At 72.7% G+C, this 13,230-nt stretch carries 11 protein-coding genes; 4 read left to right on the top strand and 7 right to left on the bottom strand.

Annotation, left to right across the window (positions count from 1 at the left end; all coding sequences use genetic code 11):
• The first annotated feature begins 31 nt into the window (after positions 1–31).
• The 3 genes from ACFV6E_RS33535 (at position 32) to ACFV6E_RS33525 (ending at position 3,438) form a co-directional block, all read left to right on the top strand.
• The gene (locus ACFV6E_RS33535) at positions 32–1,477 is read left to right on the top strand and encodes a uracil-xanthine permease family protein (RefSeq protein ID WP_385174542.1); all 1,446 of its coding nucleotides are present in this window, start codon (positions 32–34) and stop codon (positions 1,475–1,477) included.
• A gap of 183 nt (positions 1,478–1,660) precedes the next feature.
• A complete protein-coding gene (locus ACFV6E_RS33530; RefSeq protein ID WP_385466885.1) occupies positions 1,661–2,335 on the top strand; it encodes a DUF5995 family protein in 675 nt (224 codons plus the stop codon).
• A gap of 173 nt (positions 2,336–2,508) precedes the next feature.
• Positions 2,509–3,438 (top strand): LLM class F420-dependent oxidoreductase, encoded by a 930-nt coding sequence (locus ACFV6E_RS33525; protein WP_385175995.1) that lies wholly within the window; start codon positions 2,509–2,511, stop codon positions 3,436–3,438.
• Between the two features lie 14 nt (positions 3,439–3,452).
• Here ACFV6E_RS33525 and ACFV6E_RS33520 read toward each other — a convergent pair whose 3' ends face one another.
• From ACFV6E_RS33520 to rpe, 7 genes are all read right to left on the bottom strand, one after another.
• Entirely contained in the window at positions 3,453–5,150 is a 1,698-nt protein-coding gene (locus ACFV6E_RS33520; RefSeq protein ID WP_385466882.1) for a flavin monoamine oxidase family protein, read from the bottom strand.
• Positions 5,151–5,205: 55 nt separating this feature from the next.
• Positions 5,206–5,994 carry a carbon-nitrogen hydrolase family protein gene (locus ACFV6E_RS33515; protein ID WP_385175989.1) on the bottom strand — a complete coding sequence of 263 codons (789 nt, stop codon included), beginning with the start codon at positions 5,992–5,994 and terminating at the stop codon, positions 5,206–5,208.
• 367 nt (positions 5,995–6,361) lie between these two features.
• Positions 6,362–6,814, bottom strand: coding sequence for an Lrp/AsnC family transcriptional regulator (locus tag ACFV6E_RS33510; RefSeq protein ID WP_385175986.1), 453 nt, complete (start codon positions 6,812–6,814; stop codon positions 6,362–6,364).
• Positions 6,815–7,054: 240 nt separating this feature from the next.
• On the bottom strand, positions 7,055–8,497 hold the full coding sequence (locus ACFV6E_RS33505; protein ID WP_385175983.1) for a GuaB1 family IMP dehydrogenase-related protein: 1,443 nt from the start codon (positions 8,495–8,497) through the stop codon (positions 7,055–7,057).
• 139 nt (positions 8,498–8,636) lie between these two features.
• Positions 8,637–9,017, bottom strand: a complete 381-nt coding sequence (locus tag ACFV6E_RS33500) for a barstar family protein (protein WP_385466879.1) — start codon at positions 9,015–9,017, stop codon at positions 8,637–8,639.
• Position 9,018: 1 nt separating this feature from the next.
• Entirely contained in the window at positions 9,019–10,065 is a 1,047-nt protein-coding gene (locus ACFV6E_RS33495) for a sugar-binding transcriptional regulator (protein WP_385175977.1), read from the bottom strand.
• Positions 10,066–10,143: 78 nt separating this feature from the next.
• A complete protein-coding gene (gene rpe / locus ACFV6E_RS33490; RefSeq protein WP_385175974.1) occupies positions 10,144–10,830 on the bottom strand; it encodes a ribulose-phosphate 3-epimerase in 687 nt (228 codons plus the stop codon).
• 205 nt (positions 10,831–11,035) lie between these two features.
• On the opposite strand from rpe, the gene ACFV6E_RS33485 reads away from it, so the two are divergent.
• On the top strand, positions 11,036–13,219 hold the full coding sequence (locus ACFV6E_RS33485; protein ID WP_385175971.1) for an MMPL family transporter: 2,184 nt from the start codon (positions 11,036–11,038) through the stop codon (positions 13,217–13,219).
• Positions 13,220–13,230 lie beyond the last annotated feature (11 nt).

Below are 13,230 nucleotides of genomic sequence, written 5' to 3'. Positions count from 1 at the left end.
TCTTCAGACACTAGGAAAGCGAAATTTCACCATGGATCTCGGCGTGCGCTGGAAGCTGCACGGCGACGGGCGGACGCCCGCGCCCGGAGCGGTTGTCCGCCCCGACGAACGGCTGTCGTGGCCCCGCACGATCGGACTCGGCGCCCAGCACGTGGTCGCCATGTTCGGAGCGTCCTTCGTCGCGCCCGTCCTGATGGGGCTCGACCCCAACCTCGCGATCATGATGTCCGGCGTCGCGACGGTGATCTTCCTGCTCGCCACCCGCGGCCGGGTGCCCAGCTACCTCGGCTGCTCCCTGTCCTTCGTGGGCGTCGCCGCGGTGATCCGCGCGCAGGGCGGCACCAGCGCGACCGTGACCGGCGCGGTGCTCGTGGTCGGCGTGGCGCTGTTCCTGGTGGGCCTCGCCGTGCAGCGGTTCGGCGCGCGGATCATCCACGCCGCGATGCCGCCGATCGTGACCGGCGCGGTCGTCATGCTGATCGGCTTCAACCTCGCGCCGGTGACGGCCTCCACCTACTGGCCGCAGGACCAGTGGACGGCGCTGATCGTGATGCTGTTCACCGGTTTGGCCGTGGTGTGCCTGCGCGGTTTCTGGTCCCGGATCGCGATCTTCATGGGCCTGGTCCTCGGCTACCTGCTCTCCTGGGTCCTCGACCGCGTCTTCGGCAAGATCCACTCGGTGGACGCGAGCGGGAAGCTCACCGACCATTGGCGTCTGGACCTGTCGGGCGTCTCGCAGGCGGACTGGGTCGGGCTGCCGTCGTTCCACGCCCCGAGCTTCCAGTGGTCGGCGATCCTCGTCGCACTGCCCGTGGTGATCGCGCTGGTCGCCGAGAACGCCGGCCACGTGAAGGCGGTCGGCGAGATGACCGGCGACCCGCTCGACGACAAACTGGGCACCGCGATCGCGGCCGACGGCGCCGCCTCGATCCTCTCCACCGCGGTCGGCGGCACGCCCAACACCACGTACTCGGAGAACATCGGCGTGATGGCCGCGACCCGGGTCTACTCGACCGCCGCGTACTGGGCCGCCGCCTGTTTCGCGCTGCTCTTCGGCGTCTGCCCGAAGTTCGGCGCGGTCGTGGCCGCCATCCCGGGCGGCGTGCTCGGCGGCATCACCGTCATCCTGTACGGCATGATCGGCCTGCTCGGCGCGCAGATCTGGCTCAACGCCCGGGTCGACCTGCGCAACCCGCTCAACCTGGTGCCGGCCGCCGCGGGCATCATCATCGGCGTCGGCGGCGTCTCCCTTGAGTTCACCGACAACTTCTCGCTGAGCGGCATCGCGCTCGGCACCCTCGTCGTGATCACCGGCTACCACGCCCTGCGCGCGATGGCCCCGGCCCACCTCAAGACCCAGGAGCCGCTGCTCGACTCGGGCACGTCCTCGTACGACGACGGGGAGGGCGGGGACGGCGGGGACGGTGCCCCCGCCTGCGGCGGTGCGCGGGGCCGGAACCGGCACACCGGTTCCTAGAAGTACGGCGTACGACGTACGGCGGCCCCGGCTTCTCCGGCTTACGGCGTCCCCGGCGTCCCCGGCTTCCCCGGCGTACGGCGTCCCCGTCGGTCCACGCCCCCCGTTCTCCCGTTCCCCCGTTCCGGGGAAGCGCCCGGCCCGGCGGCGCGCCGGCCGGGCCGGGGCTGGGACGCTGCCCCCATGGCGCAGTCGCAGCAGTTCTCCACCCCCGTGGACACCGTCCTCCACCGGATGCGGGCCCTCGACGCAAGGCTGCCCGCGCGGGACGGTGTCGCCGTCTTCAACCGCGTCTATCTGACCGTCACGGAGGAGGTCGCCCGGCGGCTGGAGATGGGTCACTTCCCGGACGCGGAGGCCGCGGCCACGCTGGACGTGCGGTTCGCGCAGCGCTTCCTCACGGTGGCGGAGGCCGGGCCGCCGCCCGCCTGCTGGCGGCCGCTGCTCCAGTTCCGCCGCCATCCCGGCGTACGGCCGCTCCAGTTCGCGCTGGCCGGCATCAACGCGCACATCGGGCACGACCTGGCGCTGGCCGTCGTGGACACCTGCCGCGGCCTCGGCTGCGAACCCGCCGATCTGGAGGACGAGTTCGACCGCGTGGGCGACCTCCTGGTCACGCTTGAGGAGCACATCCGCGAGGACCTGATGCCGGGGCCCGATCTGCTCCAGATCGCCGATCCGCTCACCCATCTGCTCGGCTCGTGGAGCCTGGAGCGGGCGCGCGAGGCCACCTGGTCGGCCGCGCGGGCGCTGTGGGCGCTGCGCGCACTGCCCGAACTGGCCGCGGAGACCGTGCACCGGCTCGACTCCGCGGTGGGCCTGGTCGGCCGGATGCTGCTGACACCGCTGCCGGACTGAACCGGCGCCGGAACCCGGTCGGCACGGGTACCCGGGCGGCACGGGTACCCGTTCGGCCGTGCTGGTTGACCGTTGGACGATTACCGGCCACCTCGCGCCGTGCCACCCACACCTCCCGTACAACGGATGTACGTTGCAGGCACATCCGGCGCGACGCGAAGGAGCACCCCCGTATGGCGATCCGGCTCGGCCTCGGCCTCCCTCAGATGCGGCAGTACGACCTCGGACGGGACGTGCCCCACGTGGCCCGCGCCGCCGAGGACATCGGCTACGGGAGTCTGTGGGTGTTCGAACGGGCCCTGTTCCCGGACCCCGCGACCCAGGGTCTGTACGGCATCGAGGGGCTGCCCTGGCCGGAGCGGTACCGGGGCGTCGCCGAACCGCTGGTCACCCTGACGCTCGCGGCGGCCGCCACCCGCGGCGCCCTGCTCGGCACCAGTGTGCTGATCGCCCCGCTGCACGTGCCCTTCCAGCTCGCCAAGTCCCTCGCCACGCTCGACGCGGCGAGCGGCGGCCGGGTCGTCGCGGGCCTCGGCACCGGCTGGTCGCACGACGAGTACGCGGCGGCCTCGGTGCGGCCCTTCGAGGAGCGCGGCCAGGTGCTCGACGAGGTGATCGAGGTGTGCCGCGCGGTCTGGGGCCCCGACCCGGTGGTCTACGACGGCAAGCTCACCCACGTCCCGTCGGCCGCGGTCGGGCCCAAGCCCGCCCGGCCGATCCCGATCCTGCTGGCCGCGAACACCGGGCGGGCCCGGCGGCGGCTCGTCGACCACGCGGACGGCTGGCTGCCTGTGGGCACGGGTGCCGCTCAACTCGCCGGGCAATGGCGGCAGTTGCGGGACCTGGCAGACGAGCGCGGACGGACCGGCCCGCTGCGGACGGTGGTACGGGCCAACGCCGAGTACTCCCCCGCTCCGTACGAGGGGGCGGACCGCAGGCCCTTCCAGGGCAGCGTCGAGCAGATCGTCACGGACCTGGCCGCCCACGCCGAGGTCGGCCTCGACGAAATCCTGATCGACCTCCAGAGCACGACGCGCGACGCGGGCGAACTCGTGGACGTGGCCGCGCAGGTCTTCACGGCGGCGCGGGCGGCCGGGGTCTGAGCGACCGCCGTTCCCTAGTCCTCGGGCAGCAGAACCGGTGCGATCTCGTCGTACACGTCGCCGGGGCCGGGGTTGGCCGGGTCGGTGGCGCCGCCCAGTTGGTGCATGACGCCCCAGACCGCGTTCAGCGCGGTCTGGACGGCGCCCTCGGCCCAGCCCGCCGTCCAGGAGATGTCGTCGCCCGCGAGGAAGAGGCCGCGCCGGTCCGCGGGCAGCGCGTCCTGCATGAAGTGGGTGAACAGGCGCCGCTGGTAGCGGTAGTGGCCCGGCAGGTTGGCCTTGAACGCGCCCATGAAGCAGGGCTCGTTCTCCCAGGAGACGGTCACCGGGCTGCCGATGACGTGGCCGCGGATGTCGACGTCCGGGTAGATCTCGCCGAGCGACTTCAGCATGACCTCCAGCCGCTCGTTCGCGGACAGCGGCAGCCACTTCAGACTGTCGTCGCACCAGGTGTACGAGAGGCACATGACCGCGGGCTTGTCCGGCCCGTCGTCCAGCAGATACGTACCCCGCGTCATCCGGTCCGTCAGCGTCATCGACATGACGTCCCGCCCCGTGCGCGCGTCCTTGTCGAGCCAGAAGGGCCGGTCCACCGGCACGAAAAGCTTGGAGCTCTCCATGTAGTGGGTGCGCTCGATGGCGGTCCAGTGGTCGATCGGGAAGAGCGCGTCGTCACAGGCGATCTTGGAGAGCAGCATCCAGGACTGCGCGGTGAAGACCGCCGCCCGGTACGTACGGATGTCGCCGTGCGCGTCGGTGACCGTGATCCCGTTGCCCGCCGTGCGGGTCAGCCGGGTCACGGCCGGGCGCGGCTCGCCGCCGGTGTGCAGCGTGGCGAGCGAGGTGCCGTACGGCCAGTGCACGATCTTCTCCGGCGCGCGCTCCCACAGCCGCAGCGGCAGTTGCTGGGAGCCGCCGACGATGCCGCGGTGGTGGTCGTCCGCCTCGGTGTAGACGACCCGCAGGATCTCCAGGACGGAGTTCGGGAAGTCGGTGTCCCAGCCGCCGGTGCCGAAGCCGACCTGGCCGAATATCTCACGGTGCCGGAAGGACGTGAAGGCGTCCGAGTCGCAGAGGAACCCGTAGAAGGTCTGGTTGTCGAGCTTCTCGACCAGCCGTGACCAGATCTCGCGGATGCGCGGGACGTCGCGCTCGCGCAGGGCGCGGTTCATGGCGGAGAAGTCCGCGCCGTCCTCCAGGCAGGCGTTCCAGGCCGCCGCGACCTGCCGGTAGACCTCGGGCAGGTCCTCGGCGGTCCGCGCGTAGTGCGACTCGCCCTTGAGGTCGACCACCGTGGACGGTGTGGCCTCGGCGAGCGGGTTGGGGAACGGCCGGGTCTCCAGGCCCACCAGGTCGATGTAGTGCTGGAGCGCGGTGGAGGACGGCGGGAAGCGCATCGCGCCCAGCTCGGCGGTGAGCGCGGGATCGCAGCCGTCGAAGCCGACGGTGCGCAGCCGCCCGCCGATCCGGTCCGCCTCGTACACGACCGGCTTCAGGCCCATCTTCATCAGCTCGTACGCGGTCACGATGCCGGACAGCCCGCCGCCGATGACGGCTACCTCGGTGCCGTGCTCGGTCGCGGGCACCTGGCCGATCCCCGCGGGGTGCGCGAGGAAGTCGTCGTAGGCGTAGGGGAAGTCCGGTCCGGACATGGTGATCGGCGGCTGCTCCGCGGCGGCGTGCTCGATGGCGTTGGGCACCGTGGACGTCATGGGGTGCGGACTCCTTGCGCGTGAGAAGAAGAACTCGGGTGCGGCTCGGGGGGATTCAGACCAGGGACCCGTACAGGCCCGGACGGCGGTCCCGCAGATACGGGTTCGCCGCGCGCGAGGCCGCGAGGAAGGCCGGGTCGGCGTCGGCGACGACGAGTTCCTCGCCGCGTCCCGCCCGGGTCCGGGCGATGCCGTCGGGCCCGGCCAGCACGGAGAGGCCGACGAACTCGAACTCGCCCTCCGGCCCGGTGCGGTTGACGTACGCGACGTACATCTGGTTCTCGAAGGCCCGCACCGGGACGACGGACTCGGCGACGAACTGGAAGGGGTGCATCTGCGCCGTGGGGACCAGCAGCAGGTCGGTACCGGCCAGGGCGTGCGCCCTGACGTTCTCCGGGAACTCGACGTCGTAGCAGATCAGCAGGCCGACGCGGAGCCCGCCCAGCTCGGCCTGGACCACCGGCCGGTCGCCCGGGCGGAAGTGCTCGCCCTCGAAGGGGCCGTAGAGGTGGGTCTTGCGGTAGTTCGCCGCGCGGGTGCCGTCGGCGGCGACGAGCTGGGCGGAGTTGAAGACGGCCGCGCCGTCGCGCTCCGGGTAGCCGTAGGCGACGGCCACGCCGTGCCGGGCGGCGATCCGGGCGACCGCGTCGGCCGAGGCGCCGTCCGCCGGCTCGGCGAGCCGGGCGACGCCGTCGCCGATCGCGTACCCGGTCAGGAACATCTCCGGCGCGACCAGCAGCCCGGCGCCCACGGCGGCGGCACGGCCCGCGGCCTCGTCGAGAACCCGCAGGTTCCCGTCGACCGAGCCGGGGCGGCCGGAGCTCTGGAGCAGGGCTGTGCGCATGCGTGTTCCTCACCGCTACGGGGGGTCGGGGGGGCCATGAAGACGCTACGGTCGGCGCCCTGACCCGGACAAGCGGCAGCCGTTGCGCACGGGTGGCCGATTCATTGCGTTCGCAGGACCCCGGACGGCGATTCGTTGCGCGCCCCGGCCGGCGCCGCGTGACGGGGCGCGGACCTCTCAGAGCCTGTGTCTAAACCCCGGTCGGATCAGCGTGCGGCGTCATGGGGGTCCCCCCTGGTCCTTAAGACCTTGGGGGAGGAGCTACCAGGGCGTTTCGGCAACGCGGCTGGGGGTCCCCCCTGCTCGCAGAGCTAGGGGGAGTGCGTGCCAGGCGTCGCGCGCCCGGCCGGGGTTCAGACACAGGCTCTCAGGCCGCCGGACCCGCCGAGAACCGCCGCAGCAGGGGCGAGAGCACCAGCACCGACTTGGTCCGTTCCACGAACGGCTCGCCCGCGATGCGCTCCAGGACCCGTTCGAAGTGGCGCATGTCGGAGGCGAAGACCTGCACGACCGCGTCCGCGTCGCCGGTGACGGTGGAGGCGGCGACCACCTCCTGATAGCGCTCCAGGCCGCGCTGGATGGTCTCGGGCGAGGTGTTGCGGCGGCAGTAGATCTCGACGAACCCCTCGGTCCGCCAGCCGAGCGCCGCCGGGTCCACCCGTACGGTGAACCCGGTGATGGCCCCGGTGGCGCGCAGCCGGTCCACGCGCCGCTTCACGGCGGGCGCGGACAGGCCGACGAGGTCTCCGATGTCGGCGTAGGAACGGCGGGCGTCCTCGGCGAGGGCGTGCACGATTCGTTCGTCGAGATCGTTCAGCAAGGCGGGGGGTTCACTTCTGTGCGAGGACGTGAAGGACAGCGCCGGCGCGGGGAGCGGCGGCCGCCGTAGCTGAAGTAGAACACGAGCCCGGGGTACGGGACGGGGCGCGGGCCTCCGCGTCCGGCACCGGCGGTGGCGGTCCCCGGGGAGGGAGCCGCCACCGTTACGGCCCCCGCCGTCCCGCCGGGGGGCAACAGGGGCCGTACGGACGTCGGCCGGCGTCGGAAGGCCGGCCGGGTGTCAGCTCCAGCTCGCGTGCAGCGGCTTGCCCTCCGCGTAACCGGCGGCGCTCTGGATGCCCACGACGGCCTTCTCGGCGAACTCCTCCAGGGAGCCCGCGCCCGCGTAGGTGCAGGACGAGCGGACGCCCGCGATGATCGAGTCGATCAGGTCCTCGACGCCCGGACGGTCCGGGTCGAGGAACATCCGCGAGTGGGAGATGCCCTCCTCGAACAGCCCCTTGCGGGCGCGGTCGTAGGCCGACTCGTCGCTGGTGCGGTTCTTGACGGCGCGGGCCGAGGCCATGCCGAACGACTCCTTGTAGAGCCGTCCGTCGGCGGCCTGCTGGAGGTCGCCGGGCGACTCGTAGGTGCCCGCGAACCAGGAGCCGATCATCACGTTGGACGCGCCCGCGGCCAGCGCCATGGCGACGTCGCGCGGGTGCCGGACGCCGCCGTCGGCCCACACGTGCTTGCCGTACTTCTTCGCCTCGGCGGCGCACTCCAGGACGGCCGAGAACTGCGGCCGTCCCACGCCGGTCATCATGCGGGTGGTGCACATGGCGCCGGGGCCCACGCCGACCTTGATGATGTCGGCGCCGGCCTCGATGAGGTCCCTGACGCCCTCGGCGGCGACGATGTTGCCCGCGACGATCGGGACCTCCGGGTCCAGCGCGCGCACGGTCCTTATCGCGCTGATCATCGACTCCTGGTGGCCGTGCGCCGTGTCGATGACGAGGGTGTCGACGCCCGCGTCGAGGAGCTGCTTGGCCTTGCCCTCGACGTCGCCGTTGATACCGACGGCGGCGGCGATGCGCAGCCGGCCGCGGGCGTCGGTGGCGGGCGTGTAGAGCGTGGCGCGCAGGGCGCCCTTGCGGGTGAGGATGCCCGCGAGCCTGCCGTCGGCGTCGACGGCAGGGGCGTAGCGGCGGTTGGCGCCGTCGAGCCGGTTGAACGCCTCCCGCGGGTCGATGTCCGCGTCGAGCAGCAGCAGGTCCCGGGACATGACCTCGGAGAGCTGGGTGAAGCGGTCGACGCCGGAGAGGTCGGTGTCGGTGACCACGCCGACCGGGCGGCCGTCCTCGTCGACCACGACGGCGGCGTTGTGCGCGCGCTTCGGGAGCAGGGCCAGGGCGTCGGCGACGGTCTGGTGCGGGGTGAGGGTGATCGGGGTGTCGAGGACCAGGTGGCGGCCCTTGACCCAGGAGACGACCTCGGTGACGACATCGATCGGGATGTCCTGCGGGATGACGACGAGACCACCGCGACGGGCGACGGTCTCGGCCATCCGGCGCCCGGCGATCGCCGTCATGTTCGCGACGACGAGCGGCACGGTGGTGCCCGTACCGTCCGGGGAGGAGAGGTCCACGCCCTGCCGGGAGCCGACCGAGGAGCGGCTCGGGACCATGAAGACGTCGTCGTACGTCAGGTCGTACGGGGGCTGGATGTCGTTGAGGAAACGCACGTGCTGCTCATCCCAGTCGATCAGAGGTGGCCCCCGGACAGGTCAGCCAGGGGGAAAGCACGTACTTCATTCTCCCACGGCCGGTGGCCGGAACGGGCCCGGCAGATCATCCAGGCTGATCAGCGGAGGGCTTGTCGGATCATCCAAGGGCCGTGTCGGCGCCGGGAGGCGCTTCGAGGGCCAGGACCACCGACAGGGCGGCGCCGCTCCCGCGGCGCCCCGCCGCCCCCGTCAGGATCTCCTGGGCGGTCCGCCACTCGTCGGGGCGGGCCGCCGCGTACCCCTGCCAGCCGCCGACCACCAGCAGCCGGCCCGGGTCCGCGGGGCCCCACTCGGGGTCGCCCAGGCAGTCGGCGAGCGCGTCCCAGTTCCGGCCGAACCAGTCCGGCAGGCCCAGGGCGCTCACGCAGCGATCCATGAGGCCGGCCCGGTCGGTGACGCCGGTGAGGTCGAGGACGGTGACCCGCCAGCCGGCCGCGTCCACCGCGCGCAGCGCCTCGCCCAGGGGGGCGCTCGTCATCTCAGCCCAGCCCGTCCGGGTCCGCCCGGTTCAGGGCGGGCCGCGGCGTGGGTCCCGCCGTCATCAGGCTGTCCGCGGCCGAGGTGTCCGTCACCAGGCTGGTGACGAGCCCGGAGCGCAGCACCGCGTCGATGGCGGCGGCCTTGCGCTGCCCGCCCGCGATCGCGACGACCTCCGGCACCCGGCGGAGCTGGTCGGCCTTGACCGTGATGCACCGCTCCCCCAGGTCGCGCCCGACCCGGCGCCCCTCGGCGTCGAAGAGGTGCGCGGACATCTCGGCGGCGACGCCGAGCGAGGCGTAGTGCGACCGCTCCTCGTCGCTCAGCATGTCGTGCACCGTCGAGATCCCGGCCTCCCAGGAACCGATGGACACGCAGGCCACGGTGACCTTGTCGAAGTACTCGAAGGCGCGGGCGATGCCGGTCTGGTTGCGCAGCGCGGCCGCGGTGGCCGCGTCGGGCAGCAGCATCGGCGCATAGATGGGGTGGGCGTCCCCGCCCGACACCTGCGCGGCGCGGCGTACCGCCTCCACCGAACCGCGCTCGGCGGTACCGGCGTCGTAGACACCCGTCAGCTGGACCACCGTGCAGGGCGGCAGCCGGTCGAGCGCGGCCGCCATGTGGATGGTGGAGCGGCCCCAGGCGAGGCCGAGCACATCGCCCTCGTTGACCAGCTCGCCGAGCAGGTCGGCGGCGACTTCGCCGAGGTTCTCGGGGTCGGGGGACTCGTCCGCTTCGGCCGGGGACTCGACGACCACGGCGTGCCGGAGACCGTAGCGGGCGCGCAGCGCGTCGGAGCGCTCCGCGTCCAGCTCGGCCGGCACGCGGATCTCGATCCGTACGAGGTCCCGTTCGAGGGCGGTCTCCAGGACCCGGGCCACCTTGAAGCGGCTGACGCCGAACTCCTCGGCGATCTGGATCTTGGACTTGCCCTCGAGGTAGAAGCGGCGGGCCATGGCCGCCGCCTGGACCAGCTCAGCGGGTCCCATCCGCATGGCTGCGCGGCCCGCCGACATACCCGACACGGCGCTCTCCTCACTGCTGTTCACACTCTGGATTCGCCGTTCATCCTTGCAGATCCGGCGCACTTGATCCGCCCCGATGGGCGGCGTTCACGTTCCCTTGGCTCAGTGGTCGCACGCCCAGGACGCGCCGGCCGTCGCCGCCGTCGCCCGGGTGCGCAGTGCACGTACCGCCTCTGCCGGGTCCGATGCGCCGTATACGGCGGATCCGGCGACGAAGACGTCGGCGCCGGCCTCCGCGCACCGCTCGATGGTGGAGGCCGAAACCCCACCGTCGACCTGGAGCCACAGCTCGAGGCCGTGCTTGCTGATCAGCTCCCTGGTACGGCGGATCTTCGGCAGCATGATGTCGAGGAACGCCTGCCCGCCGAAGCCCGGCTCGACCGTCATGATCAGCAGCATGTCCAGCTCGGGCAGCAGATCCTCGTACGGCTCGACGGGCGTCGCGGGCTTCAGCGCCATGGAGGCGCGGGCGCCCTTGGCGCGGATCTCGCGCGCGAGCCGCACCGGCGCCGCGGCGGCCTCGGCGTGGAAGGTGACGGAACCGGCCCCCGCTTCGACGTACTGGGGCGCCCACCGATCGGGGTCCTCGATCATCAGATGGCAGTCCAGCGGCGTCTCCGTCGCCCGGGCCAGTGACTCTACGACCGGTACGCCGAGGGTCAGGTTCGGGACGAAGTGGTTGTCCATGACGTCGACGTGGAGCCAGTCGGCTCCCTCGACCGCCTTTGCCTCCTCGGCAAGACGGGAGAAGTCGGCGGACAGGATGCTGGGGTTGATCTGCACGGCCATGCCCCAAGCCTGCCATGCCCGGCGCCGGTTGCTCTCCCCGGTACGGACCTGGACGCTCCTCCCGCCGTCCCGGCACGGACCTGGTCCCTTCTGCGTATGGGGTGCCGGGCACCGCCGTGCCATGCTGGGCGGCCCACCGGCTTCGGCGACGGCCAGAAGGGACGGCTGCCGGGGCGGCCACGGGGGACGGCTACGGGGGACGGCCATGACGGACGGCAGGGAACGCCGTGTGCGCCAGGGGCTCATCGGGCTCGTGTGCGGGCGGCGCGGCAAATGGCTCATCGTCGGTCTGTGGCTGGTCCTGCTCGTGATCGCGGCGCCGCTCGCGTCGAGGCTCACGGACGCCCAGGACAACGACGCGGCGTCCTGGCTGCCCGGTTCGGCGGAGTCCACCGAGGTGCAGCGGACGTCCGCCGGGTTCCGGCCCGAACAGATCCCCGCGGTCGTCGTCTACGCGCGCGTGGGCGGGCTCACCGCGGCCGACCGTGCCCGCATCGCCGAGGACGCCCGGGAGGCCAGGAAGCTGACCGCGCACGGGCTGCGCGGTGCCGAGACGCGCGGCCCCGTCTACGACCGGCGGCAGGGGCCCGAGGCGGCCGAGCTGCTGGTGCCGGTCACCATGGACGAGAAGGGCTGGGAGGAGATCGCGCCGGCGGTGGACGCCCTGCGCGAGGTGGTGGGCGGCGGCTCCGGCGGTCTGGCGGTGCACATCACGGGTCCCGGCGGCATCTCGGCGGACTTCTCCGAGGCGTTCGAGGGCATCGACTCCACGCTGCTGTTCGCCGCGATGGGCGTCGTGATCGTGATGCTGCTGCTCACCTACCGCAGCGTGACCCTGCTCTTCGTACCGCTGATCTCGGTGGTCGTCGCCCTGTTCGCCGCGCAGGCGGTCGTCTACCTGCTGGCCACGCACGCCGATCTGACGGTCAACGGGCAGAGCGCGGGCATCCTGACGGTGCTCGTCTTCGGCGCGGGCACGGACTACGGGCTGCTGCTCGTCGCCCGCTACCGCGAGGAGCTGCGCCGGCACGAGGACCGCCACGAGGCGATGGCCCTGGCCCTGAACCGGGCGGGCCCTGCTGTTCTGGCCTCGGGCGCCACCGTGGTCGTCAGCATGCTGGTGCTGCTGGCCGCCGAGATGAACTCGACGCGGGGGCTCGGCCCGGTCGCCGCGATCGGCGTGGCCGTCGCCCTGCTCGCCATGCTGTCCCTCTTCCCGGCGCTGCTGCTGGTCTTCGGCCGCTGGATCTTCTGGCCCGCCGTACCGCACTTCGGCTCCCCGGACCCGAGCGCGAACGGCCTCTCCGCGCGCGTGGGCCGCCGTATCGCCCGGCGCCCGCGTGTGGTGTGGGGAGCCACCGCGCTCGCCCTCGCGGTGCTGTCCCTCGGCCTGACCCAGCTGCGCGCGGAGGGCATCGGCAACGCGGACGCCTTCACCGGCAGGCCGGACTCGATCGCCGGCCAGGAGGTGTCGGCGCGCTACTTCCCGGCCGGCAGCGGCGACCCGCTGGTGATCGTCTGCGCCGAGGCGCAGGGCGCGCGGGTACGGAGCACGGTCGCCGGCACGCCCGGTGTGGCCCCCGGCAGTGTCGTCGTACCCACCGGTACCGCGCCGTCGTACGACGGCAGGGTGCTGTACGAGGCCACCCTCACCGACCCGGCCGACAGCGAGGCCGCCAAGGCGACGGTCGAGCGGGTGCGGGACGCCGTGCACACCGTGCCGGACGCGGACGCGCGGGTGGGCGGCGGCACCGCCGCGCTGCTCGACATGGACGTGGCGACCACGCACGACAACGTCGTGATCATCCCGGCGGTCCTGCTGGTCGTCCTGCTGATCCTGGGGCTGCTGCTGCGGGCGCTGGTGGCCCCGCTGCTGCTGATCGCCACGGTGGTGCTGTCGTTCGCGGCGGCGCTGGGCGCGAGCGCGTTCGCCTTCCGCCATCTCTTCGGCTACGCGGGCGAGTCGACGGACTTCCCGCTCTTCGTCTTCGTCTTCCTGGTGGCCCTGGGCATCGACTACAACATTTTCCTGTCCACCCGCATCCGCGAGGAGGCCGCCCGCCGGGGCACCCGCGCGGGCGTGGTGACGGGCCTGGCCGCGACCGGCGCGGTCATCACCTCGGCGGGCCTGGTCCTCGCGGGCACCTTCGCCGCGCTGGGCACCCTGCCGATGGTCGCCTTCGCCGAAATCGGCTTCGCGGTCGCCCTGGGCGTCCTGCTGGACACCTTCATCGTCCGCTCGGTCCTGGTCACGGCCCTTTTCCTGGACGTCGGGCCGGGGGTCTGGTGGCCGCATCGGCTGGCTCGTGAGGACGGGACCGCCGCCGACCGCCCGCCGAAGACACCACCGTCCCCGGCGACCGCGGAACCGGCGGCACGACCGGACTGAGGCCCGTCCCC

This window comes from Streptomyces sp. NPDC059785 (assembly GCF_042732375.1).
Lineage (GTDB): Bacteria > Actinomycetota > Actinomycetes > Streptomycetales > Streptomycetaceae > Streptomyces.
This window is presented reverse-complemented; position numbering and strand designations above follow the sequence as displayed.